The organism is Syntrophaceticus schinkii (assembly GCF_000946815.1).
In the GTDB taxonomy this organism is placed as follows: Bacteria; Bacillota; DSM-12270; order Thermacetogeniales; family Thermacetogeniaceae; genus Syntrophaceticus; species Syntrophaceticus schinkii.
This window is the reverse complement of sequence record NZ_CDRZ01000244.1, coordinates 1-24,580: the sequence shown is the minus strand read 5'-3', so window position 1 is coordinate 24,580 and position 24,580 is coordinate 1. Positions and strand designations below refer to the sequence as shown.

The 24,580-nt window shown below is 49.1% G+C and carries 23 protein-coding genes, 1 pseudogene and 1 other annotated feature; of the genes and pseudogenes, 2 read left to right on the top strand and 22 right to left on the bottom strand.

Annotation, left to right across the window (positions count from 1 at the left end):
- Positions 1-111 precede the first annotated feature (111 nt).
- A complete protein-coding gene (gene dapF / locus SSCH_RS10105) occupies positions 112-975 on the bottom strand; it encodes a diaminopimelate epimerase (RefSeq protein ID WP_084711086.1) in 864 nt (287 codons plus the stop codon).
- A 505-nt stretch (positions 976-1,480) separates the two neighbouring features.
- Between dapF and SSCH_RS10100 the strand changes: the two genes are divergently transcribed.
- Positions 1,481-3,259, top strand: coding sequence for an Rqc2 family fibronectin-binding protein (locus SSCH_RS10100; protein WP_044665347.1), 1,779 nt, complete (start codon positions 1,481-1,483; stop codon positions 3,257-3,259).
- Positions 3,260-3,523: 264 nt separating this feature from the next.
- Positions 3,524-4,048: a VanZ family protein gene (locus tag SSCH_RS10095; protein ID WP_198142374.1), complete on the top strand. Its 525-nt coding sequence runs from the start codon at positions 3,524-3,526 to the stop codon at positions 4,046-4,048.
- Between the two features lie 255 nt (positions 4,049-4,303).
- On the opposite strand, the gene pyrE is transcribed toward SSCH_RS10095, so the two are convergent.
- The 21 genes and pseudogenes from pyrE to SSCH_RS10000 form a co-directional block, all read right to left on the bottom strand.
- Positions 4,304-4,876 carry an orotate phosphoribosyltransferase gene (gene pyrE, locus SSCH_RS10090; protein WP_044665345.1) on the bottom strand — a complete coding sequence of 191 codons (573 nt, stop codon included), beginning with the start codon at positions 4,874-4,876 and terminating at the stop codon, positions 4,304-4,306.
- A complete protein-coding gene (gene pyrF, locus SSCH_RS10085; RefSeq protein WP_044665344.1) occupies positions 4,873-5,592 on the bottom strand; it encodes an orotidine-5'-phosphate decarboxylase in 720 nt (239 codons plus the stop codon). Before pyrF ends, pyrE begins: the two co-directional genes overlap by 4 nt.
- Before the next feature lie 25 nt (positions 5,593-5,617).
- Positions 5,618-6,529: a dihydroorotate dehydrogenase gene (locus SSCH_RS10080; protein ID WP_269746179.1), complete on the bottom strand. Its 912-nt coding sequence runs from the start codon at positions 6,527-6,529 to the stop codon at positions 5,618-5,620.
- Positions 6,522-6,641, bottom strand: a complete 120-nt coding sequence (locus tag SSCH_RS21970) for an iron-sulfur cluster-binding protein (RefSeq protein WP_084711085.1) — start codon at positions 6,639-6,641, stop codon at positions 6,522-6,524. Before SSCH_RS21970 ends, SSCH_RS10080 begins: the two co-directional genes overlap by 8 nt.
- A complete protein-coding gene (locus SSCH_RS10075) occupies positions 6,626-7,306 on the bottom strand; it encodes a ferredoxin reductase domain-containing protein (protein WP_052835549.1) in 681 nt (226 codons plus the stop codon). The genes SSCH_RS21970 and SSCH_RS10075 overlap by 16 nt, the downstream gene beginning before the upstream one ends.
- 362 nt (positions 7,307-7,668) lie before the next feature.
- A pseudogene (locus tag SSCH_RS10070) lies at positions 7,669-8,933 on the bottom strand (dihydroorotase).
- Positions 8,917-9,858, bottom strand: coding sequence for an aspartate carbamoyltransferase catalytic subunit (locus SSCH_RS10065; RefSeq protein WP_044665342.1), 942 nt, complete (start codon positions 9,856-9,858; stop codon positions 8,917-8,919). Before SSCH_RS10065 ends, SSCH_RS10070 begins: the two are co-directional and overlap by 17 nt.
- Positions 9,859-9,993: 135 nt before the next feature.
- Positions 9,994-10,542 (bottom strand): bifunctional pyr operon transcriptional regulator/uracil phosphoribosyltransferase PyrR, encoded by a 549-nt coding sequence (pyrR, locus tag SSCH_RS10060; RefSeq protein ID WP_084711084.1) that lies wholly within the window; start codon positions 10,540-10,542, stop codon positions 9,994-9,996.
- Positions 10,543-11,002: 460 nt separating this feature from the next.
- A complete protein-coding gene (locus SSCH_RS10055; RefSeq protein WP_044665341.1) occupies positions 11,003-11,929 on the bottom strand; it encodes an RluA family pseudouridine synthase in 927 nt (308 codons plus the stop codon).
- Entirely contained in the window at positions 11,929-12,402 is a 474-nt protein-coding gene (lspA, locus tag SSCH_RS10050; RefSeq protein ID WP_198142373.1) for a signal peptidase II, read from the bottom strand. The genes SSCH_RS10055 and lspA overlap by 1 nt, the downstream gene beginning before the upstream one ends.
- Entirely contained in the window at positions 12,399-13,577 is a 1,179-nt protein-coding gene (locus SSCH_RS10045; protein WP_044665340.1) for a glycosyltransferase family 4 protein, read from the bottom strand. Before SSCH_RS10045 ends, lspA begins: the two co-directional genes overlap by 4 nt.
- Positions 13,574-13,714 (bottom strand): hypothetical protein, encoded by a 141-nt coding sequence (locus SSCH_RS18340; RefSeq protein ID WP_156972228.1) that lies wholly within the window; start codon positions 13,712-13,714, stop codon positions 13,574-13,576. Before SSCH_RS18340 ends, SSCH_RS10045 begins: the two co-directional genes overlap by 4 nt.
- Positions 13,692-14,246: a TraR/DksA C4-type zinc finger protein gene (locus tag SSCH_RS10040; RefSeq protein ID WP_052835548.1), complete on the bottom strand. Its 555-nt coding sequence runs from the start codon at positions 14,244-14,246 to the stop codon at positions 13,692-13,694. The genes SSCH_RS18340 and SSCH_RS10040 overlap by 23 nt, the downstream gene beginning before the upstream one ends.
- A complete protein-coding gene (locus SSCH_RS10035; protein ID WP_232294341.1) occupies positions 14,233-14,607 on the bottom strand; it encodes a DUF5665 domain-containing protein in 375 nt (124 codons plus the stop codon). Before SSCH_RS10035 ends, SSCH_RS10040 begins: the two co-directional genes overlap by 14 nt.
- 50 nt (positions 14,608-14,657) lie before the next feature.
- A complete protein-coding gene (locus SSCH_RS10030; RefSeq protein ID WP_269746178.1) occupies positions 14,658-16,025 on the bottom strand; it encodes a PFL family protein in 1,368 nt (455 codons plus the stop codon).
- A 16-nt stretch (positions 16,026-16,041) separates the two neighbouring features.
- Complete coding sequence (locus SSCH_RS22415) at positions 16,042-16,488, bottom strand: ACT domain-containing protein (RefSeq protein WP_232294340.1); 447 nt, start codon at positions 16,486-16,488, stop codon at positions 16,042-16,044.
- Positions 16,489-16,493: 5 nt separating this feature from the next.
- On the bottom strand, positions 16,494-19,286 hold the full coding sequence (gene ileS / locus SSCH_RS10020) for an isoleucine--tRNA ligase (protein ID WP_044665338.1): 2,793 nt from the start codon (positions 19,284-19,286) through the stop codon (positions 16,494-16,496).
- Positions 19,287-19,343: 57 nt separating this feature from the next.
- Positions 19,344-19,562: a binding site (T-box leader), on the bottom strand.
- Positions 19,563-19,672: 110 nt separating this feature from the next.
- Entirely contained in the window at positions 19,673-20,596 is a 924-nt protein-coding gene (locus SSCH_RS10015) for an ABC transporter permease (protein ID WP_044665337.1), read from the bottom strand.
- Entirely contained in the window at positions 20,593-21,378 is a 786-nt protein-coding gene (locus SSCH_RS10010) for an ABC transporter permease (protein ID WP_232294346.1), read from the bottom strand. The genes SSCH_RS10015 and SSCH_RS10010 overlap by 4 nt, the downstream gene beginning before the upstream one ends.
- A 297-nt stretch (positions 21,379-21,675) precedes the next feature.
- Positions 21,676-23,202 (bottom strand): ABC transporter ATP-binding protein, encoded by a 1,527-nt coding sequence (locus SSCH_RS10005; RefSeq protein ID WP_156972227.1) that lies wholly within the window; start codon positions 23,200-23,202, stop codon positions 21,676-21,678.
- 23 nt (positions 23,203-23,225) lie between these two features.
- Entirely contained in the window at positions 23,226-24,323 is a 1,098-nt protein-coding gene (locus SSCH_RS10000; RefSeq protein WP_044665336.1) for a BMP family ABC transporter substrate-binding protein, read from the bottom strand.
- Between the last annotated feature and the right edge of the window lie 257 nt (positions 24,324-24,580).

Sequence of the window (24,580 nt, the reverse complement as noted above, 5' to 3'; positions counted from 1 at the left end):
CATTTTTTGCAGTACCAAGCACTTATTCACGGTGCAAGGTGCCATCCTTTTCCGAAATACGACCTCCGGCTTCCAATATCTATTCCCACTTCCCACCTCTATTTCTCACCTCTAACTTCCCACTTCCCACCTCTCAACCCGGCATCTTCCTTGAAAGACCTCTACTGCAGGGCCGGTCATATAGACATGGTTATTACTGCCCCACTCCACATAAAGCCTGCCTCCGGAAAGGTTCACCTCCACCGATGGGTCCAGGTGACCGCACAAGGAACCACCAACAGCCACAGCACAGGCACCGGTTCCGCAAGCCAGTGTCTCTCCGACACCCCTTTCCCAAACACGCACACTCACCCTATTGCGGTCTAAAACCTCAACAAACTCTACATTGGTTTTTGCCGGAAAGAGCCGGTGACACTCCAACTGCGGCCCCAAAATGTGTACAGGGAACTGATCGACCCGCTCATCGATGAACAGTATACAGTGGGGGTTTCCCATAGAAACAGCTGTAATTAATATCTTTTTCCCGTCAACCTGAATTTCTTGATCAATTACTTTGGAGCCCCGTTCTCCCTTAAAGGGAATCTGTTCACTCTCCAGAATGGGTTCCCCCATATCCACCTTAACCGCGGTAACCTCCCCATCCTTGATGATCACCTCCGGGACCTTGATCCCTGCTTTAGTCTGGATAGGAAAGGATGTATCCTTCACCAATCCTTTTGTATAAAGATATTTGGCGACACAACGGATGGCATTCCCACACATCTCCGGTTCTGTGCCATCTGCATTAAAAATGCGCATATTAATGAATCCTTTGTCATCACAGTAAACAAAAACAAGGCCATCCCCACCGACACCAAAATGACGGTGGCAGACCCTGTGTACAAAACCGGCAATCTTCTCTTGCGGAATAGCATCAGGAGACAATTCCATTAAAACAAAGTCATTGCCTAAACCGTGCCACTTGGTAAAGTTCAACACAATTCACCCCATGGTAGTCTCAAACTCCAGAAAACACCTATTATTAGATTAACCCATCTCAACAAAATCAGCAAGTGGTTCAAGGGGGAGATGCAATGGGGATGCAATGGGGACGGTTCCCGGCGCATTTCTGCAAGGGGATGCAATGGGGGTTCCCGGCGCATTTCTGCAAGGGGGATCATCTCTGGCGTACGCACTTCAGACTTCCGGTCTCTGACTTCTGTTTTTCAGGTTGGTGGTTAGTCGTTAGTGGTTAGAAAACTTCAGTTGTCTAATGTGGTTCGTAAATGTAGCATGCCATAATGCTCTTTAGTAATACAAGGAAGTCCCTGGTAACTTCTAACATGCGACTTCCGGTATCCGGCTTCTGTTTTTCTGCAAGGGGGACTGTCCCCAGTGCACGCTGGCGTTACCCATCTCTTACAACCCTGTTAAATATAGCCGGAAGCTGTAATGTGATACAATAAGTATAGAAGATCATTTAATAGAGGAGTTTAGATAGATGTCACCAGACGGTATAACCTTACACCTGATCATCAGAGAACTGCGGGAAACCCTGCTGGCAGGGAGGGTGGAGCGTGTCTTCCAACCGGAAAGGCAGGAGATAATTTTAGTAATCCGTAGTTCCGGACAGAGTTGGCGTCTGCTGCTCTCAGCTAAAGCAGAGAGTGCCAGCCTGCACCTTACCACAAGGGAAAAGAAAAACCCCCTATCCCCTCCTCAGTTTTGTATTGTTCTGAGGAAATACCTGGAGGGAAGCCGCTTGACTGATATCCAGCAAGTAGGCCTGGATCGCATTGTGCGACTTACCTTTAATCGCATCGCAGAAAGTGGGGAGTTTCAGGAGTTGGTCCTGGTTGTAGAGATCATGGGCAAACACAGCAATCTGATTCTGATTAATCCTGAATCAAACCAAATCATCGATGGGATCAAGCGCTACTCTCATGCCTTGAGCAGATACCGCGAAGTTTTACCTGGTCGTACTTACTTGTCACCACCTGCACAAGAAAAGGTGCACCCCTTAACACTGGATGAAGACGAATTCATTAAGCTTATACTCAGCCATCCCCTGAAAAAATCCCTGGAAAAGGTTCTTTTTTCCATTCTGGAGGGAGTGGGACCTGTTCTGTCCCGGGAAATCGTTCTGCGAACTGACCTCGACCATAACCTGCGTCTGGAATACTGTGGGGCTCATGAACTACAATCATTATGGCAGGTAATTCAGGACATTATCCCTCCCCTGATACAGGGACAAGGTGTTGAGCCAATCATTGTTTTTCAGGATAAGCAGCCAACTGCTTATGCACCTATTTTCCTAACCCAATACGAGGGTCTCAACATTGTCCGGTGCCAGACAGTCAATGAAATGCTTGACCGGTTTTATACTGAACGCAGGGAGATCAACAGGTTTCAACAGATTCACAGACACCTTGCTCATGTAATTAAGCGTGAACTCTCCCAACGCTGCAAAAAACTGTCTTACCAGGAACAAGATGAAGCAGAAGCTAAGAAAGCTTTGAAACTCCGCCTATGGGGGGAGACAGTTTTTGCCCACCTGCACCTGATCAAACCCGGTACTCGTGAGATCAGTCTCCCGGATATCTACGAACCTGATGGGCCTCACATTATAGTTAAGCTCAACCCATCAATGACAGCCAGCCAGAATGCCCAGAAATTTTTTCGGAAATATAATAAAGCCCGGGACTCTTTAAAAATTATCAAAAAGAATATCCGGAAAACAGCTGCAGAGGTCCGTTACTTAAACAGTGTGGAAATTGGTCTGGAACAGGCAGCTACTCTGTCAGAAATTGGCGAAATTCAGTCAGAACTGGAGGAGGCAGGATACCTGCGCACTAGCGCTAGAGAGAAGGAAAAGCGCAAAAAGAAGGAGCAAAGAAAAGAAGCACCCCAGATAAAGCAGTTCACTTCACAGGACGGCTTTACCATTCTCATCGGCAAGAACAACAAGCAAAACGACTACCTGACGATGCGGCTTGCTCAGGATGATGACTGCTGGCTGCATGTCAAAGACAGTGCCGGGGCACATATTGTTGTCAAAAATATACCTGGCAAGGAAGTTCCCCTCTCCACACTGGAAGAAGCAGCCGGACTGGCAGCCTATTTCAGCGAGGCGCGGCTTTCATCCAATGTGCCTGTCGACTGCACCAAACGAAAGAATGTCAGCAAACCCAAAGGCGCTCGGCCGGGGTTTGTCATTTACAAAAAACACCAAACCTTTTATGTCACACCGAAAGCCCCAGAAGAACCGGATAACCACTAACAACTGTTACCAATCATACACTGGGGACTGTCCCCCTTACACACTCTATTTGACACTGCAACTCTCAACAACATTATCTACCATAATTACCGAATTACTGACTTTATTTAGCAGGAAAAAGAAGAATAGCAGAGAATATCTTAATATGACTATTTTTTTAAAAAGGAGAATATTATGTCACAAATTATCCGATATATTGTTAATATGCTCCCGTATATGCTGATTTCATTACCAATTTTTATAATTGTTCGGGTTGTAATCTATGTGTTAAGGAAAGATGAAAGTAAACAGTTTAACTTAGTTAGAGAATGTATGTTAATGATTTTTGTGGTATATCTTGTTGGACTTGCTTCACAAACCATTTATCCAAAAATTGAATTTGGGAATGACGGAATTAGTATAGTTGGCGCATTTCAACACAGATATAATCTGATTCCCTTTTTAGTATTTAAAGAAACTTATCAAGCTGTTTTTGTAGATCATTGTTTTAGTTATTTTATAATAAACTTTTTAGGAAATATTATGATCTTTATTCCAATAGGATTTTTTATACCTTTATTGTGGCATAAAATGAGATCGCTTGGTAAGACAGTTTTATGTGGCTTTATTATTTCTCTATTTATCGAATTAATTCAGTTTCCTTTATACCGGGGTACAGATATTGATGATTTATGGTTAAATACGCTGGGTGTTTTAGTTGGATATTTTGTTTTTATATTAGTTAAGAAAATTATCCCTCGTTCATTGGCACAGCCCTGCGCAAATCTATTGATGGACCACAGCAAATAATCAATCTTGTTATATTAATATATTTAGAACCAGTCTAACTACTAGTACCACAGCAGGCCTTGGATGCTGCGGGGACGAAGTTTAAGCACCCAACATCCCCTACCATCCATATTTCATCCTAAAGATGCCCAACTTCCTTTTCCAACGACCAACCTAAAAAACAGAAGTCAGAGACCGGAAGTAAGAAGTCTGAAGTGCGTGCGCCAGGGGTGATCCCCCTCGCAGAAATGCACCAGGAACCGTCCCCACTGCATCCTACTCTTTCCTGCTCCCTGGTTTCACTACCGGAATTCCCTCCCGGCACAACGGGCAGTCATCCGAGGAATAGGTTTCTATATCCAGTTTAAGCAGTGGATAAAAGGGCACACCGAAATCAAGAGCTCCGCTGTGGCGGTCTACCAGGGAGCCCACACCTGCTACAACACCACCATATTCCTTGACCATCTCGATCACTTCCTTGGTGGAGCCACCGGTAGTCACTACATCCTCCACTACCACCACTCGTTCCCCTCTTTTGATCCCAAAACCGCGGCGCAGGGTCATCTTCCCCTGTTCACGCTCTGTGAAAATGGCCCTTACACCCAGGGCACGCCCTGTCTCCTGGGCAACAATGATCCCCCCGATGGCAGGCCCCACTACCAAATTCACACCCTGCTCACTGAAGGGAGCAGCGAGTTTTTCCCCCAGCATTGCAGATAAATCCGGATACTGCAGCACCTGAGCACACTGAATATAGCGGTTGCTGTGCAGCCCTGAGGTCAAACGGAAATGCCCCTCCAGCAGTGCACTGCGCTCTATAAATAACTTTATCAGTTCCTGTTCGGTCATCTAATTGCCTCCTCCATTTCTCTGACAATATCCAATGCCGCCTGCCTGGGATCCTGTGCCTGCAAGATGGGTCGTCCCACTACGATGTAGTCCACCCCACTCCTCACCGCATCACCCGGGGTGCTTATCCGTTTCTGGTCGCCGCTCTCAAAGCCGGCAGGTCTGATCCCTGGTGTGACTATTAAAAAATCGCGGCCACAGTGTTCACGGATCGCTGATATCTCCCTGGGAGAGGCCACAACACCGGAAAGCCCACACTCCTTGGCCTCTTGTGCCCAGAAAATCACCTGTTCTAAAGGAGATCTATCGATCCCCAAATCCCTTGTCAGTTCATCGGCCCCCAAGCTGGTCAACACTGTGACACCGAGAATCTTCGCCTGCTTCTTTCCTGCTGTCTCTTCCCTAACAGCCTCCACAACCGCTTTCATCATCTCACTGCCGCCTGCGATATGCACATTGAACATCTCCACTCCCAGGCGAGCAGCGGCACGCCCTGCCTGGGCAACAGTACGGGGAATATCATGAAATTTAAGGTCTAAAAAGACTTTCCCACCACGGTCTTGGATTTCTTCCACAAAAGTTGGGCCAAAGATACAAAAGGGCTCCAACCCAATTTTAAACATACCACAGCAGTCATGCAGCATCTCTACCAGTTCAAGTGCTTTTTCTCTTTCAGTAACATCCAATGCCACGATCAATCTATCTTTTATCTGCATCCTTTATCTCCTTCCATCTACTGCTTCATTCTTTCCAGGCAGATCCTACAAGATCCTGCAGCCTGTCCACCCCATGTTCGCCGCAGTATTCATCCAGTTCAGTGATGATTCTGACCGCTGACAGGGGGTCATGGAAAAAGGCGGAGCCAACCGCAACCGCGGAAGCACCTGCCATCATGAACTCCAAAGCATCCCTTCCGGTACAGATACCACCCATCCCGATAATAGGGATCCTTATAGCTTGTGCCACCTGCCAAACAGCCCGCACTGCTATGGGGCGTATAGCAGGACCGGAAAGCCCACCCATAATATTACCCAGCACCGGCTTCCTCTGCTCTACATCGATCACCATCCCTAAAAGGGTATTGATCAAGGAGAGGGCATCAGCCCCTGCATCAGCCACTGCTCTGGCCAGTTCAACAATATTGGTCACATTGGGTGTCAGTTTGACGATAACAGGGAGATCCGTTGAATCGATCACTGCCTCCACTACCTGGGCAGCAACCTCCGGGATAGTCCCCAGAGCCATTCCCCCGGTTTTCACATTAGGGCAAGAGATGTTGATCTCCAGACCTGCAACACCTGTCCCGGTAAACTTCTCAGCTATCTCAACAAACTCATCCTTTGTGCTGCCGGCAATATTGGCGATCACCGGCACACCAAAGTCAAGCATCCCCGGCAGAATGTCCCTGATAAAGGCGTCGACCCCCGGGTTTTGCAGCCCCACAGCATTGAGCAGTCCCGCGGGTGTTTCACAGAGACGGGGCGGCCTGTTGCCAGCCTTGGATTCTAATGTTAACCCCGTGGTTACCAAAGCCCCCATCATACCAACATCAAAAACACCGGCATATTCCACACCTGATCCAAATGTCCCGGATGCGGACATCACAGGGTTCTTCATCTTGATTCCGGCAAGATCTACAGCAAGGTCAGCCACCCAGAACCACCTCCCTTGCTTCAAATACCGGCCCCTCATGGCATACCCTGAGGTATGACCCATCAGCACCCTGACAGACACACCCCACACAGGCCCCTACCCCACAGGCCATCCACTCCTCAAGGATAATTCTGCTGGAATCCCTTTTTCCTTGCTCATCCCCTGTACCCCCTTTAAAACAGCCAGGGGCCCACAGGAAAAGATCCGGTCAAAGGATGACTTCTCCAATTCATCTGCCACAAGATCCAGAATAGTGCCCTTGATGCCGCTGGTTCCATCCTCTGTAACGATTTTCACAGTGCCATATTCCATAAAGGCATCCGGGCGCAAGATCCCTGATTCACTGCGCCCTCCCATGAGAATAATCAGTTCCCATCCGCGGTCTGCCAGTTCAGAGGCCAGAAAAAGAAGAGGGGCAACCCCTACACCGGCACCCACCACCAACCCCTTACTGCCCGGCTCAGAACAGTTAAATCCTCGTCCCAGGGGACCTAAGAGGGACACTGGATCACCACTCTTCCTCTGGGACAGCCAACTGGTCCCCTTTCCCCTGACCTTGTAAAGAAAAGAGATGCGCCCCAGCTGTTTATTCACCTGGTGGATACCCAAAGGGCGCCTTAAAAAGGGATCATGCCCCTCACCGCAGCGCAGCATAGCAAACTGGCCGGGAGTTGCGGATCGTGCCAACACAGATGCCTCCAGTTCTATCAAGTAATAGTGAGTGGCCAGGTTAACCTGTCCACTTACCTTGCAGCTAAATTCTCCTGGTTGATTCATTATTTCTACTCCTTCTGTTCTAAAAAGGTGACAGGGGACGGTTCTCTGTCACCTACATTTTCTAGTGATATTCTATAAAGCGGCATGGACGTCTACCCTGAAAATAGATGTCTGATGCCAGAGCTCAGATGTCGGAATCCGTGAAGAATCTGCCTTCTGCTGGTTCCTCAGCGTTAGATTTCGGCTCCTGTTTTCATCCTCTGCTGGTATTGCCATAATGCGGCATGGGAATCTACCCTTAAAATAGATGCTTGATCTAATCAGATGTCGTATGCAATAGAAACCCGTCCCCAGCACATTCCCCGAATAAGCAGCAAACCTACCGGACACGAGGAGTATTCGGGAACCAAAAAATAAGTAAATTACTCAAGCCTGACCCCATTGGCTATAGTCAACACCGGCCAGCCGCGCAGAACCCAACCATCGAAAGGTGAGTTTTTTCCTAAAGACAAGAACTCATCAACCCTGACAGGCTTTTTCTGCCGCGGGTCGATGACCGTGAGGTTTGCTCTGGTGCCGACTTTGATAACGCGCTCCGGCAGCCCCAAGATCTGGGCGGGATTATAGGCCATTTTAAGTGCCAGTTCTACCACACCTAAAATATTGCTTTCCACAAGGTGTTCCCAGACCAGGGGGACAGCTGTTTCCAAACCGGAGATGCCAAAGGGGGCCTGATTAAACTCCACCTCTTTCTCATCTCTGCGGTGGGGAGCGTGATCTGTTGCAATAGCATCAATGGTCCCATCTTTGAGCCCTTCAATTAAAGCATCCACATCATCCCTGGTGCGCAGAGGGGGCTTGACCTTGACATTGGTATCAAACTCCTTGACGGCATCATCGGTCAAACAGAGATGGTGGGGAGTAACCTCTGCAGTGACGTGTATACCGCGCCTCTTCGCCTGGCGAATCAGGTTTACAGCACCGGCAGTGCTGACATGAGCAATATGCAGGTGTGCCCCTGTCAGTTCTGCAATGATTATATCACGTGCCACATGAACATCCTCTGCAGCGGAAGGTATCCCATCCAGACCAAGCAGTGTAGAATTCATACCCTCATGCATCACACCGGCTCCGGTCATATTCATATCCTCACAATGACTGATCACCGGAATATCGAACATCTGCGCATATTCCATCACCCTGCGCAGAACCTCACCATTCATAATCGAGTCCCCGTCATCAGACAGAGCAACAGCTCCTGCCTCTACCAGGTCCCCGATTTCAGAGGCTCTTCTCCCTCCCTCTTCTTTGTGGCGCAACCCACCGGATAAACCGGGAATGATGCCTCTTTCGCTTTATCTTTGATAAAGGTGATCACTGAACTGCTGTCAGCGGGAGGGTTTGTATTGCCCATACAGGCAACAGCACTGAAGCCTCCTCTTACTGCAGCCCTGGTACCTGTAAGAATGGTTTCTTTTAATTCTTCACCAGGTTCCCTGAGGTGGCAGTGCAGATCAACAAAGCCCGGAAAAATATAACAGCCATCCATAGTAAGCACTTCTGCTCCCACGGCCTCGATCTGCTGCTCTACAGCAGTGATTTCTCCATCCTCCAAAAGAAGATCCAGCCTGTCCACTCTTTTAGAAACAGGGTCGACAACCATTCCACCTTTAAGCAGGTACTTCATCTTGTTCACCTCTTGCCATAAGTAGATAAAGCAGGGCCATGCGTACAGCTACTCCGTTGGTCACCTGCTCATTTATTGCTGCATGGGGGCCATCCTGCACATCCGGGCTTATTTCTATCCCGCGGTTAACCGGGCCCGGGTGCAGCACAAGCACATCAGATTTGGCTGCCTGCAGTTTTTTCTGATCCAGCCCATATAACTGAGTGTATTCCCTGATGCTGGGGAAGAGGCCCTTCTTTTGACGCTCCAGCTGAATGCGCAGGACATTGATCACATCCACATCCCGCAGCCCCTCTTCCCAATGATGATAGACCTCCACTCCCAACTTATCGATTTCCGGTGGCATCAATGTAGTGGGTCCCACAACCCTGACCTGTGCTCCCATTTTCGTCAGACCCCAGATATTTGACCGCGCTACCCTGCTGTGGGAAATATCACCTAGAATAGCAACCTTGAGCCCCTGGAGACCGCCCTTCTTTTCACGAATGGTGTACATATCAAGAAGAGCCTGTGTCGGGTGCTCATGAGCACCGTCACCGGCATTGATCACTCTGGCACTCACCCAGCGCGCCAGTTGGTGAGGAGCACCGGCGGCACTATGTCTGATAATGATCACATCAGCGGCCATGGCCTCCAGGGTTCTAGCGGTATCGCGCAGGCTTTCTCCCTTCTTGACACTGCTTGCGGCCACCGTAACACTGCTGGTATCAGCCCCCAGGTACTTGGCAGCTAATTCAAAGGAGGTACGGGTGCGAGTACTGGGCTCATAAAAGAGTGTAATCACTGAGTGGCCACGCAATGTAGGCACCTTTTTGATATCCCTTGTCATGATCTCCTTCATGGGCTCTGCGGTATCCAGGATTAAATTGATTTCTTGCGGGCTTAAGCCCTCTAAACCGAGAACATCCTTCTGTTTGAACTTCATGACCTTATTATTACCCCCTTGTGGAATATAAAAAACCTCTTTGCACCTATTTCAGGCTAACAAAGAGGTCTCTTGAACCTTCTTCCTGCCCCCTTGCCAGCCTCACCGGACTAGATTAAAAGGGATATGCGGTTATTATGTTCCTTTTTCAGCGATTGTCACCTTGTCTTCCCCATCTACTTCTTGCAGGTTTACATTGATCACTTCTCTACGTGAAGTAGGAACATTCTTTCCTACGAAATCCGCTCTAATGGGTAGTTCCCTGTGCCCACGGTCAATCAAAACTGCCAGCTGAATGAACTCCGGTCTGCCCAGGTCCACCAATGCATCCAGAGCGGCTCTGGCTGTTCGACCGGTAAACAGGACATCATCAACCAGGATAACCCTCTTCTTTGTAATGCTGAAGGGAACTTCAGTCTTTCTCACCAGCGGGTGGTAGTCTAGCTGGCTCAAGTCATCCCGGTACAGGGTGATGTCCAAAGTACCAAATGGTACTGAAGTGCCTTCAATTTCTTTGATTTTTTCGGCAATTCTCCTGGCAAGAGGGACACCACGCCTCCTGATACCAATTATTACTAGATCATCTGTGCCGGCATTCCTTTCTAAGATTTCATGAGCAATTCTTGTAATTACCCTTCGCATCTCGTCCGCATTCATAATCTGGACTTTTTCTCGCTGGGACAACCTATTCCCTCCTTTAGCACACAAAAATACCTGCCGAAAGGTACCTTGTCAGCAGGCGGAATGGCTTAAGTAATATACTTCCTTTCCAGTCTCGCAGGACCAGCTTAAAGGACCTTTTACATAGAATAGATCATGCTGGGGTTCATGTCAAGAAAACTCGAAAAATTTTTTAATCCTCACAAAACTCGTTTCTTCGGAAAGATGCAAGGGGGACGGTTCCTGGCGCATTTCTGCAGGGAGGAACACACCAGGCGTACACACATCAGACTTCTGACTTCGGTCTTTCGGGTTGATCTTTGGTCGTTGGAAAAGGATGTTCATACTCCTAACTTCTTACCTCCGACTTCTGTTTTTCAGGTTGGTGGTTAGTCGTTGGAAAAAGATCATTCTGCTGACTGAAAATAAACCGCAAGAAACGTCCCATGATTATGAATAAAGCAATAAAGCAAGCCTGGCCATATTAACACCGCAGTTTGGATAAAGTATCTGCAAACACTTTAGGTAATGGCGCTTCAAAGGTCAGCACCTCGCGGGTACAAGGATGCCGGAAAGTGATCTGAAAGGCGTGGAGTGCCTGCCCTGGCAGGTTCAAGGGATTTCCGCGGCAGTTGTAAACGCGGTCACCGGCCACAGGGTACCCTGCATAGGAAAGATGTACGCGTATCTGGTGTGTGCGTCCTGTTTCCAGGGAAACCTCCAGAAGAGTATAACCGGCGTACCTTTCCCTGACACGGTAATGGGTGCGGGCCTCCCGGGCACCTGCAGTACCCTTCGCCAAAACGGCTATTTTTTTGCGCTCCCTGGGATCCCTTCCCAGTGGGGCATCGATCACACCCTGTTGCTCCCTGACCACTCCATGCACCAAAGCCAGATACCTTCTCGTAATCTCACGTGCTTTCAGCTGCCTGGCAAGCTCCTGATGGGTAAAATCAGTTTTGCTCACCAACAGCAAACCCGAGGTATCCTTGTCCAGGCGGTGTACAATCCCCGGCCTTAAATGTCCCCCGACACTGGAAAGATGTACAGAGTAATTGAGCAGTGCATTGACTAAAGTGCCCTGTTTATGGCCGGCAGCCGGGTGAACAACCATCCCCTGGGATTTATTGATCACCATTAAGTCCTCATCTTCGTAGATGATATCCAAAGGGATATCTTCCGGAACAGGCACAATCTCCTGGAAAGGAGGCGGTGCCTGCATTACTATGAGATCACCTGACTGTACCCTGTAGCTGGAGCGCCTGGGTACTGAATTGACCAGGACCTTCCCTTTTTCAATGAGGCCTTGCGCCTGAGAGCGGCTTACTAAGAGAGACTGGCAGACGAGAAACCTGTCCAAGCGTTCCCCCGCTGCCTCCGGAGGCACCTTTAAGCAATATTCCCGCTCCATTACGGCACCCCCTTCAGTTTATTTTTCGCAATAAAAAAAATAAATAAAAGAGCAGTTCCTGTAAAAATAAAGATATCTGCCGCATTAAAGACCGGCCACACGCGGAAATCAAGAAAATCAACAACATAGCCGCTGCGCAAACGGTCGACTAAATTGCCCATCACACCCCCTGTGAGGATGGCCAGAGCGCAGGTCAATTTCAGGTTTCTTCCGGGGAAATAAACGGGCAGGGCCAAAACTATAATGATGAAGAGAACAGCCAGCACAATAAAGATCTCTGTTCGATGAGCAAGAATGCCAAATGCTCCCCCCGGGTTTCTCACATATGTGATATGAAAAATGCGTTCTATGACAGGAATTGATTCCCCGGGTCGCATATGATTAACGATAACCACCTTTGTCACCTGGTCGACTGCCAGAAGCACAAAAGTGGTAAAGAAAAATAAAACAACATTCAATATTTCTTTTTTCAACCTTCCTCCCCCATTTGCCAGAGCTTATCATGGTTCCCATTGATCAAAGCCAGATAGGCACTCTCCAGGCGCAGAGCCATTTTGTCTGCAGCCAACTCCTCTGCTTTTCTCAAGGCGGACTCAGACATACGAAGCTTCAGTTCCGGATCACTCAAAATGGACAGTGTTTTCTCCGCAAATTCATCCTCCTCACCCTGGCAGAGGAAACCGGTAATCCCATCCTCTACCATAGCCAGGGAACCGTAAGCGGCTTTAGCAACTACCGGTAGGCCGGCAGCCATGGCTTCCACCAGAACAAGGCCCTGGGTTTCAGTTACAGAGGGAAAAACAAAAATATCCGCGGACCTGTAGGCTCCCGCAACAGTCTCAGGTGGAAGTTTCCCGGTAAAAATAACCCTTTCTCCAATACCCAGGTCCATTGCTGAATAGTGAAGCACTGTCTCCTCAGGACCACTTCCTACCAAAACCAGAACAGCATCCCTCTCCTGTTCGGCTATCAGTGCAAAGGCACGCAACAGAAAGGAAAGGTTCTTTTCTTTACCAATTCTCCCGACAAACAGTAACACCTTTGTATCCTGGGAAATCCCGAAGTTTTTATTAAGAAAACCCGGATCCCCGGCCTGAAAGCGCTCCGGGTAAACCCCGGTGGGTATGGCTATCACCGGTTTCTTTACCCCATGCCCCTGGATCATCTCTTTGATCACTTCTGTAGGCGTGATCACCAGGTCACATCGATTGCAAAAATTACTTGCATACTTGACCATTCCCTTTTTAGTAATCTGACCCGCGAGGGGAGCATAGTGCATGTACTGGTCGTAGAGTGTGTGATAGGTGAAAACAGCAGGTATATTTAAATAACGCGCCAAATTGACCCCTACCTGGCCCAGCATAAATGGGGAGTGAACATGGACCAGATCAAGGCCTATCCCGGAGGCGTACTTCCTGGCTGCCCACAAGAAGGGCAGAGCTATATAGAACTCCGGATTAATAGGAGTATGAAAAGAAGGAAAGCGAAATATATGAGGCTCTCTTTCACCCTTTACCTGGGGATATTCTGGCGCAAAAACAAATATCTCATGCCCCAGGTGTGCCAGTTCGCGGGAAAAGGTTTCAATGGATAACACCACACCGCTGACATACGGCCGGTAACTGTCAGAAAAAACACCGATTCTCATATTCTGATCAACCCATCAAGCTGCCCTGGGCGCTCCTCATCATCCTTCCCGCGCAAATCCTGATAGACGCATCCCTTCGATACATCCCTGTAAACACATATTCCCTCAACATCCTCAACAGTTCCCCCCTCTTCCATCGCGGTTTTCAAAGTCAGAGGAGGTTCCAAAACGCTCCACCGCCTGCCAGGCATCCTCCCCATCAAACTGCACCTCATGCTTCGTATGGAGCCGGTTCTCGGCGAACCCTCCAAAAGGTGGCATCACCACTCCCTCTTCCACCGGACGCCTGTGAGCTGTTACTTGATCATCAAGCTTCTGGCGGCATTGATAACAAAAGGTTGTAGAAGGCATGGCTTCCAACCTCTCCTCAGGGATCTCTTCCCCACACCCTTCACATATTCCATAATTCCCCTCTGTAATCCTTCCCAGGGCATCATTGATCTCTTTGATCTGCCGCTGAGCAAGGTCCTTAAGCCCTATATCTTTGCTGCGTTCAAAGGTTTCCGTTCCAATATCAGCGGGGTGGTTATCATACATAGATAGTTCATTTATTGAATCTCTAAGCCCACCCAACACTTCGGCTTCCTCAAGGGAGGACAGGCTGTCCTGGGCACTCCTCTTCTCCCCCTCTAAAAGCCAGCGGAAGTAAGCAAGCTTATCTTGTTCCAATGCTTATTCCCCCCATCATCATTATTTTAAACCTTCCCCTCCAGCTGCACTGTACCAGATGCACCAAAGTGGCAATAAAATCGCTCACCAGTGGGAGGTTAAGGACAACAATGCGCTGCAAAATAAAAAGGACAAGTGCCCCCAGCAGTGTAAAGCCCACAGCTATTCCTAATCCACGGGCAAGCCCGGAAATGAAGTTGATGTAGAGGAGGCGCCTGGGCTTATTCAATAACTCCACATACTCAGCAAGTTTCATGCGTTCCAAATTGAAAGACAATTCGTCTATTTTCTGTTTCAGGGTTTCAATGAGATCAGCAGTGATTTCCCGCATCATATTCCCCTGAATTAAAGTCTTCCCCAAACCTCACCCTCTTTATCCGGGGTCAATCATGCTTTGCTGCAGGGTGTTTATCAATTTGTAAGGGCTTGCAGAGGAGCGGGAATCCTGCCCCCCCTCTTGATAAAGGCAGCTGAACTGTAACTGCTCACATTGATCACCGGAGCATTACCCAAAAGCCCTCCAAATTCTACCCTATCTCCGGTTTTCTTTCCCGGAGCCGGTATCAAACGCACTCCTGTTGTTTTCTTGTTGATCATTCCAATCGCTGCTTCATCAGCAATGATTGCAGCGATGGTCTCTGCAGGGGTATCTCCCGGAATAACGACCATATCCAAACCAACAGAACAGATACAGGTTAGGGCCTCCAGCTTTTCTATGGTCAAGGCGCCTTCAGCCACCGCGCGGGCCATCCCCTGATCCTCACTTACCGGGATAAAGGCACCACTTAAGCCCCCCACATAGGAGGAGGCCATCGCCCCACCCTTTTTAACTGCATCATTGAGTACAGCCAGGGCAGCAGTGGTACCGGGCGCTCCACACCTTTCCAAACCCATCGCTTCGAGAATTTCAGCCACACTGTCACCCACAGCAGGAGTCGGTGCCAGTGACAGATCAACAACCCCAAAAGGAACCCCCAGCTTACTGGATGCGGTTCGTCCGAACAGTTCCCCCATGCGGGTGATCTTGAATGCTGTCTGCTTGATCAGGGAGGCCAGTGTACCTAGATCTGCATCAGGCTGATTCCTGACGACATTCAGGATTACCCCTGGACCGCTGACACCTACATTAATCACACACTCCGGTTCTCCGACTCCATGAAATGCCCCGGCCATAAAGGGATTATCTTCAGGAGCATTGCAGAAAACAACCAGTTTGGCACAGCCCAGGCCGTCCTTGTTCGCGGTTCTTTTCGCGGTCTCCTTGATCACTTTTCCCATCTGATAAACAGCTTCCATATTGATACCTGATTTGGTTGTACCCACATTGACTGCAGCACAGACATGTTCTGTCTCTGAAAGAGCCTGGGGTATGGAGTTGATCAGGTTGCGGTCACCTGTCGTAAACCCCTTATGTACCAGTGCAGCATAACCTCCGAGAAAATTCACACCGATCTCCCGGGCTGCATCATCCAAAACCTGTGCCAGGCAGCAGTAATCATCATCCCCTGAACACTCAGCGATTAAAGCTATGGGGGTCACAGCCACCCGCTTATTGATAATGGGGATGCCGAAGCTGCGCTCCAATCCCTCTCCTACCTCTACCAAATTGCCTGCACAGCGTACAATCTTTTCATAGATCTTCTTTCCCGCTGCTTTCAGGTCAGGGTCGGCGCAGTCACGCAGGCTGATACCCATGGTGATCGTTCTGATATCAAGGTTCTCCATCTCTACCATGCGTATGGTTTCCAGGATTTCATCTTGAGTATAGGAAAAAGGCACTTCTGCGTCATCCTCCCTAAACGCGGTGCATGTATTGAAAGACATCTTCATGCTGCAGGGTGATCTTTAAACCCATTTCATCCCCCGCTTCTTCCAGCTTCTGCCGCAGTTCTGTAAAATCATCCTGGGAACGGGAAAGATCCAGGATCATGATCATGGCAAAAAAGCCCTGCAGGACGGTCTGGCTGATATCCAGAATATTAACATCAGCATCCGCAAGAATCCCTGCCACTCCTGCGATAATACCCACACGGTCACGGCCAACAACTGTTACAATAGCGTGTTCAGCATCGTGATCCATCTCCTGAGACTCAGCGAGGCCGCCCTCATCAAACAGCAATGAAACTCCCTTTTCCTTGATCAACTCCCGCGCAGCCTGTGTAATGATCGCCCCTGCCCTAACCCTTAACTCCGCATGATCAGGCAGCGCGGCGACTTTTTCTTTTGTGATCACATCCTGCATTCAGATCACCCCTCACACTTCTCTACAACTTCACGGCAGCGCTCACAGAGTTCCGGGTGAGAGGCAGATTGCCCCACAGTTTCTTTATAAAGCCAGCACCTGGTGCATTTCCCGCCGGGTGCAGGAGCTACCGCGATCTGCAAAGGAAGACCATTCTCCGGTTTCAATGCCCCTTGAGGTACAACTTCCCAAACCTGATGCACCTTAACCCCAGATACGATAAAAAGTGCAGGCAGCTCATCTTCCACTTGCTGTAAAAACTTGAGTGCTTCTTCATTCTCAGGATAAAGAGAGACATTTGCCTGGGTGGCAGGCCCAATCACCTTTTCCTGGCGGGCGGCCTCTAAAGCTTTGGCTACTTCATCCCGCAGGTTGAGAAGCCTTTCCCACAGTCTTTCCAGCTCAGGGTTCAGATAATCACGGTTTACCTGAGGCAAAGAAGTTAAGTGTACACTTTCCGCCATGGCTTTCATACCAGGCAGATAGCCCCACACCTCCTCTGTGGTAAAGGGCATTACAGGAGCTAAGAGTCGCGCTAAGACACTGCCTGCTTCAAAAAGCACAGTTTGTATGCCGCGGCGCTCCCCATCCAATGCTCCTGAGCAGTACAGTGTGTCTTTGGTTATATCAAGATAAAAGGAGCTTAGATCCACCACACAAAAAGTGGAGATGGCATGATAAACAATATGGAATTCACTTTTTTCATATGCCTTGTTTACCCTCTGAATCAACTGGTGGAGTCTGAACAGAATCCACTGGTCCAAATGAGATAACTCTTCGTAAGGCAGGCTGTCTTTCTCCGGATCAAAGTCATAAAGATTGCCCAGCAGAAAACGGAATGTGTTGCGGATCTTCCGGTAGGTGTCTGCCAGCTGACCCATGATCTTCTTGGAAACAGCCATATCGTTCCGGTAATCAGCTGAAGTCACCCATAACCTCAACACATCTGCACCGAATTTATCAATTAATTCCTGGGGATAAACCACATTCCCCAGCGATTTGGACATCTTTCTCCCATCTTCATCAACAACAAACCCATGGGTGAGCACACCCTTATAAGGGGCTGTGCCTCTAACCGCAACAGATGTACATAAAGATGAGTTGAACCAGCCCCTGTGCTGGTCACTCCCTTCCAGATAGAGGTCTGCGGGCCACCTGAGTTCCGGGCGCTGCTCCAGCACCGCCATGTGGCTGGAGCCGGAATCAAACCAAACATCCATGGTATCAGTTTCCTTGCGAAAGTCTTCCCCTCCACAGGAGGGACACCGGAAACCGTCAGGCAGGAGTTCTGCTGCAGAGCGCTCAAACCAGACATCAGAGCCACCTTCAGCAAACAGCTTCTGCAGATGGAGAATCGTCTCTTCATTGATTATTGTAGCATCACATTCTTCACAATAAAAGATGGGGATAGGCACCCCCCAGACGCGCTGGCGGGAAATACACCAGTCACCGCGCTCAGCGATCATGTTATGGATACGCTCCCTGCCCCAGGAGGGAATCCACTCCACTTCATCGATAGCCCGCAGAGCCTCCTTGCGGAAGCCGTCGATAGAGGCAAACCACTGCTCAGTTGCCCTGAACATAAGGGGATCTTTGCAGCGCCAGCAGTGCGGGTACTGGTGAAACAGCTTCTCCTGGTGATAGAGCTTACCTCGCTCCTCTAATTCTTTGATCACGTGCTCATTGCTTTCGAAAACCATCATACCCGCAAAGAGCCCAGCCTCGGGAAGAAATCTCCCCTTGCCATCAACCAGTGACAGAACCGGAATCCCATGCTTTTGGCAGACCTCGAAGTCCTCGGTACCGTGGGCGGGTGCGGTATGAACAGCACCTGTACCCTGTTCTAATGTAACATGTCTCCCTGTGATCACAATGGAATCCCTCTCATAAAAGGGATGATGGCAGCGGATCCCTTCCAGCTGGCTTCCCTGCCAGGTTCCCAGAATGCGAGGATTTTTCTCCCCTTTGATCTCTGCAACTTTAGGAAGGAGTTCTTTGGCTGTGATCAACTTCTTGCCATCTACCTCTGCAAGAACATACTGGAAATCCGGGTGCACTGAGATGGCCATATTCCCAGGTATCGTCCAGGGTGTGGTGGTCCAGATGAGGACATATGTATTCTCATCAGCATCAAAAACCCCTTTGCTGTCCCTGACCGGGAAAAGCACATAGATCGATTCGCTTTCATCCTCCTGGTACTCCACCTCTGCTTCAGCCAGGGCAGTCTCGCAATCAGTGCACCAGTAAACAGGCTTGAGGCCCTTATATATAAATCCTTTCTCAGCCATTTTACCGAACAGACCGATCTGCACGGCCTCATAGGCGGGTTTCAGGGTTAGATAGGGGTCTTGCCAATCCCCCATCACCCCCAAGCGCTGGAACTCCTTTCGCTGTATATCCACATACTTGAGTGCATAATCCCTGCACAGGCGGCGAAACTTGACGGGACCCATTTTGTGGCGGTCAACTTTCATGGTTTTGATGACCTGCTGTTCAATAGGAAGGCCATGGGTATCCCAGCCAGGTACATAAGGGGCATTAAAGCCTGCCATGACACGGTATCTTACAATAATATCTTTTAAAACTTTGTTCAGGACATGCCCCAGATGAAGATTGCCGTTGGCATATGGGGGACCATCGTGCAGGATATACTTGGGCTTTCCCTGGAACCCCTTACAGATCTGGTCATAAAGGCCAATTTCATCCCAGAAGCCCAAAACCTCAGGTTCTCTTTTAGGAAGATTGGCGCGCATGGGAAAATCGGTATGGGGCAGGTTTAATGTCTTCTTATACTCCAAAACTGCTCACCTCATTTATATTAAATAGTATTTATGTAAAATAAAAAACCCCTCCCCGTAAGGGGCGAGAGGTTCCCGCGGTACCACCCTGCTTCCTTCTACAAGAAGGCTCTTTTTAAAGGAGTAACGCTCCTCAAACGGCCTTGCTTACTCATCATCATTTTTTCGGCAGGCACTCCCAGGTGATTTTCTGCTGTCCCCTCTGCCGGGCTCACACCCTCCCCGGCTCGCTGACTCAACCCATAACAGCATACTCTTCCTGATCATCGTTTTAAGCTGATATTAATTGCTTTAATTACAGTAGTAATTATACGGAATTAATGAAGGCATTGTCAAGATCTGAGACGCGGGTGAGACGCGGGGACGGTTCTCGCGTCTCACTCAGCTCACCTTTCTTCCCTTTCATAGGATATCCCAAGAGCGGCAGGTGCACCCGCATTTCTCCCGGATGTTACCAGAACCAGCACCAGGATGGTAAACAGATAGGGCAGCATCCGCAAAAAAAATGGTGATACAGTAATTCCCACAGCCTGCAGTCGAAAGCCCAGAGCCTCGATCCCCCCGAAGAGATAAGCGCCGAGCAATGCCCTTAAAGGATTCCACATAGCGAAGATCACCAGAGCAACAGCAATCCAACCCCTGCCAGCTGACATATTCTGTACCCAGGAAGGAGAATATGCCAACGATAGGTAAGCACCACCCGCACCTGCCAGCATACCACCCGTGACAACAGCAAAATAGCGAAATACCGCCACATTCAGCCCCGCGGCATCAGCCGCACCCGGGTGCTCCCCTACCGCACGCAGGTTGAGTCCCGCCGAGGTACGAAATAATAAATACCAGCAGAGAGGAATTAAAATATAGGAAAGATAAACCAATGCATCATGCTGGAAAAAAATCGGCCCCAAACAAGGTATATTGCTCAGACCCGGCAGATCAAAAGCCCTAAAAGGCGACTCCAGCGGAATCCCCACCATCTTCTGCCCCAGGTAGCCGCTCAAGCCTGTACCAAACATGGTAAGCGCCAGACCGCTGACAACCTGGTTTGCGTGCAGGGTTACACTCAAAAAGGCATGAATCAAAGCCACCAAACCACCGCAAAATATCCCCATACCAAAGCCGAGCCAGTGATTACCAGTCTGTACAGTGACAATAAAACCTGTTACAGCACCTACCAGCATCATGCCTTCTACACCGAGATTCAAAACCCCCGCCCTCTCGCAAATGAGCTCTCCCAAAGAGGCATAGAGTATCGGTGTCCCGGCGGTAATCGCTGCCGCTAAAACTACTGTAACCAGGGAGAAGCTCATGCTTTAGCACCATCCTTCCTGATGAATCGAATCCGGTAGCGCGTCAAGATCTCTCCCCCAAGCACAAAGAAGAGAATCACACCCTGCAGCATGGTAACTGTTGTAGAGGGAAGGCCGGCTGCCTGCATGGTATATCCCCCGGAAATCAACCCCCCGAAAAGGAAGGCAACAACAACAATAGCCCATGGGTTCAATTTGGCCAGCCAGGCAATAATGATTGCTGTATAACCGTAACCAGGTGAGATGGTATGCTGGAGCTTGCGAAAAATCCCCGCCACCTCACAATAACCGGCCAGCCCACATAATCCCCCACTGATCATCATCACCAAGAGAATGTTCCTGACAACATTGATTCCAGCATAATCTGCTGCCCGCCTGCTTTCACCGGCAACGCGGATCTCATACCCCCAAACCGTATGCTGCATCACAAAATAGACGATCACCACCAACCCTAAAGCGATCAGGATACCTGCATGTATCCTGGTGTTCCCCAGGTGAGGCAGTATAGCACTCTGAGAAAAATCCGGAGTAATGGGGAAATTATAGCTCTGCGGATCCCGCCAGGGCCCATAAACCAGGTAGCCCACCCAGAAGATGGCCACATAGTTGAGCATCAGTGTTGTCAGGGTTTCATTTACCCCTTTCAATGCTCTGGGTATAGCGGGAAGCAGACCCCAGAGAGCTCCTCCGATGAAACCTGCCATGAACATGGCAGGCTGCAGTATGTAAGCAGGGGCATCGGGATAAGACAGAGCCACCCAACTGGCAGCGAACGCCCCCATGTACAACTGCCCCTCCCCCCCGATATTCCACCAGAACCATGCGAAAGGCGATGGACACACCAAGCCCGGTGAGGATCAAGGGTATTGCCGTCACAATAGATTCTGAAAGGCCATACCATGTTCCAAATGCCCCTTTAAAGAGCACCCCGTAGACCCCAAAGGGGTTATAGCCGGATATGAAGAGAAAAACCCCCTCTACAAGCAGGGCCAGCAGGATCGCCAGAAGAGGTATACTAAACGAGATCAAAGGAGTTGTATGCAGCTGCTTTTCTATTTTTATACCAAACCGCTCCCAGTTCATTCTGTGACTGCCTCCCTCCGGCCTCCAACCATCATCGTTCCCAGATCCTCGATATCTGCATCTTCTATAGGAACCACACCGACGATTTCACCATTATAAATAACAGCAATACGATCCGCAAGAGTTATAAGTTCATCAAGGTCCTCTGAAATGAGCAGCACCGCTGTCCCTTCATTACAGAGGTCAAGAAGCATTCTGTACACAGCTTCAGTTGCGCTGATATCAAGTCCCCGGGCCGGGTAAGAAGCGATCACCAGGCGCGGTTGTGACATGATCTCCCTGGCCAGCAAGAGACGCTGGAGGTTTCCCCCTGAAAGCATCCGCACCGGGTACTGTAAATCAGATACCTGAACATGAAACTGATCAACCATCTTCTCCGCTTTTTCATGGACAGCACGGTGGTTGAGCAAAATCCCCTTCCCAACAGGCGGTTTCCGGTAATCTTTTAAGATGGCATTATCATATACATCAAGTCCTGGTACAAGACCTGTTCCCAACCGGTCCTCGGGAATGCTGCTTACCCGAGCATCGATAAAATCCCGGGTGGATTTATGGGTAAGCTCAACATCATCCACCAGTATTTTCCCCCCACTGACCGGCCGCAGCCCGGTAAGTGCTTCGGTAAGCTCACGCTGGCCATTACCGGCTACACCGGCAATACCCAGGATCTCCCCGGCATGTACATCCATAGATACATTTTTGACTGCAAGTCGTCCGTGATCCCCAGGAACACACAAATCCTGAACAGTTAACACCGGCTGCTCACTCGTCTTTGCTCTGCCTGCAGTGGTAAAGAGGACATCCCTTTCCACCATCATCCTCGTCAATTCCTGTTCACTGGTATCCTTGACCGCAACAGTTCCGGCATTTCTGCCCTTTCTAAGCACAGTGATCCGGTCAGCGACCTCCATAACTTCCTGCAGCTTATGAGTTATTAATATAATAGACTTGCCTGTGGCCGCCATCTGGCGCAATGTCTGGAATAGATCCCTGGTTTCTTGGGGGGTCAGAACCGCTGTTGGCTCATCAAGGATCAACAGATCAGTACCCCTGTAAAGGAGTTTGAGTATCTCCACCCGCTGTTTTTCACCGATGGACAACTGCCACACCTTTGCATACGGGTCAACCTTCATACCAAACTGTTGAGCAATCCCTGATAGATGGCCTGCATAATCTTTTATCTTTAATGACAGCTTCCCGGAAATGGTACCCAGAATAACATTTTCTGTGACTGAAAATGAATCCACCAGCCGGAAATGCTGGTGCACCATACCGATCCCCAAATCAAGGGCCTGTCGCGGGGAGCCAATAACATTCATCCTTGCTCCCCGCAGCCAGATTTCCCCTGCATCGGGCTTATATAAACCACTCAAGATGCTCATCAGTGTACTCTTTCCTGCCCCGTTCTCTCCCAGGAGAGCATGAATCTCACCCTCTAAGAGCCGGAAATGGACACTGTCATTGGCCAGCACCCCAGGAAATTGTTTGGTAATGCCTCGCATCTCGATAACTGCCCTGGTCACAATACCCTCCTGTACTAAAATAGCTAATTATCAATAGTGCCTTCGACACCCTCGACAAACCAGTCAAAACCCAGCATCTCTTCATCACTCATCTTTTTGCCCTCAGGAACCTTGATATTGCCCTTCTGGTCCTTGATAGGGCCTGTAAAGACATCCCATTCACCAGAAGTGATCTTCCCTTTTTTGTCCTCTACCAATTTTTTGACATCATCCGGCACTAAAGAACTCATAGCTGCCAGGTCAACAACCTGATCAGCCATCGAACCCCAGTATGCTTCACTCTTCCAGGTTCCCTCTTTTACAGATTTGACAACATCCACATAGTAGGGCCCCCAATTCCAGACCGGAGAGGTGAGATAGCCTTTCGGTGCAAATTTGGACATGTCGCAGTTATAGCCGATGCTGTAAACTCCCTTTTCCTCTGCTGCCTGGAGTGGGCCTGGTGAATCCTGGTGCTGAGCGATGACATCAGCATTTTGCTCCAGCAGGCTTTTTGCCGCATCCTTTTCCTTAGGTGGGTCAAGCCAGGTCTGGGTCCAAACGACTTTGACAACAGCATCCGGATTTACCTCCCGCACACCCAGAGTAAAGGCATTGATTCCTCTCACTACTTCCGGGATGGGGAAAGCTGCCACATAACCGATCACATTGGTTTTCGTCATCTTGCCTGCTGCAAGACCTGACAGATAACGCGGCTGGTAGATACGGCCAAAATAGTTCCCTGCATTACCTGCTGTTTTATAACCGGAGCAGTGCATAAATGTTACATCAGGGTACTTCTCGGCCACACTGATCGTGGGGTCCATAAAACCGAAACTGGTTGTAAAAATAATCTTGTTGCCTTGTTCAACCAATTGAGTGATCGCCTTTTCGGCGTCATTGTCACTGACACTTTCTAAAGTGGTGGTTTTCACATAAGGAAGTTCTTCCTCAAGGTATTTGCGTCCCTGGTCATGGGTGTAACTCCAACCGTGATCCCCGGCGGGGCCAACAAAAACAAACCCTACCTTCAATTTATCAGAATCATCTGTATCGGAATCAGATCCGCATCCCATGAGCCCGAAGGTAAGGACCATAACCAGAGCAATAATCAATACAGCAGATTTGCGTAGAGAGAACATAGCTTAACCTCCAGTTCAATATTTTCGTCTCGCCCAAACCCCAAAATACAATTATATTTATATCTATTTTTTACCTAATCCTTCACCCCCGATCTGATTGATCAGCATAACAAACTTACTTTCAATTAATTACAGCCAAAATCCTGCCTCTAGGTTAAAAAAAAAGCGTTTTGATGTCGAATAAAAAAAAGAAAAAAGGCACTCAAGAGTAGCCTTTGCTAAAAGACGCTGCAATTATTCCCTCTCGATTTCACTCC

What these genes read in the sequence shown, in the direction of transcription:
- pyrE (WP_044665345.1), bottom strand. Translation starts at nt 4,876, where the DNA reads ATGACCGAACAGGAACTGATAAAGTTATTTATAGAGCGCAGTGCACTG.
- SSCH_RS21970 (WP_084711085.1), bottom strand. Translation starts at nt 6,641, where the DNA reads ATGGCCTGTGGGGTAGGGGCCTGTGTGGGGTGTGTCTGTCAGGGTGCT.
- SSCH_RS18340 (WP_156972228.1), bottom strand. Translation starts at nt 13,714, where the DNA reads ATGGAAGAGGGGGGAACTGTTGAGGATGTTGAGGGAATATGTGTTTAC.
- SSCH_RS10065 (WP_044665342.1), bottom strand. Translation starts at nt 9,858, where the DNA reads ATGAAGTTCAAACAGAAGGATGTTCTCGGTTTAGAGGGCTTAAGCCCG.
- SSCH_RS10000 (WP_044665336.1), bottom strand. Translation starts at nt 24,323, where the DNA reads ATGTTCTCTCTACGCAAATCTGCTGTATTGATTATTGCTCTGGTTATG.
- SSCH_RS22415 (WP_232294340.1), bottom strand. Translation starts at nt 16,488, where the DNA reads ATGCAGGATGTGATCACAAAAGAAAAAGTCGCCGCGCTGCCTGATCAT.
- SSCH_RS10015 (WP_044665337.1), bottom strand. Translation starts at nt 20,596, where the DNA reads ATGAGCTTCTCCCTGGTTACAGTAGTTTTAGCGGCAGCGATTACCGCC.
- SSCH_RS10055 (WP_044665341.1), bottom strand. Translation starts at nt 11,929, where the DNA reads ATGGAGCGGGAATATTGCTTAAAGGTGCCTCCGGAGGCAGCGGGGGAA.
- SSCH_RS10045 (WP_044665340.1), bottom strand. Translation starts at nt 13,577, where the DNA reads ATGAGAATCGGTGTTTTTTCTGACAGTTACCGGCCGTATGTCAGCGGT.
- pyrF (WP_044665344.1), bottom strand. Translation starts at nt 5,592, where the DNA reads ATGCAGATAAAAGATAGATTGATCGTGGCATTGGATGTTACTGAAAGA.
- SSCH_RS10010 (WP_232294346.1), bottom strand. Translation starts at nt 21,378, where the DNA reads ATGGGGGCGTTCGCTGCCAGTTGGGTGGCTCTGTCTTATCCCGATGCC.
- SSCH_RS10100 (WP_044665347.1), top strand. Translation starts at nt 1,481, where the DNA reads ATGTCACCAGACGGTATAACCTTACACCTGATCATCAGAGAACTGCGG.
- SSCH_RS10075 (WP_052835549.1), bottom strand. Translation starts at nt 7,306, where the DNA reads ATGAATCAACCAGGAGAATTTAGCTGCAAGGTAAGTGGACAGGTTAAC.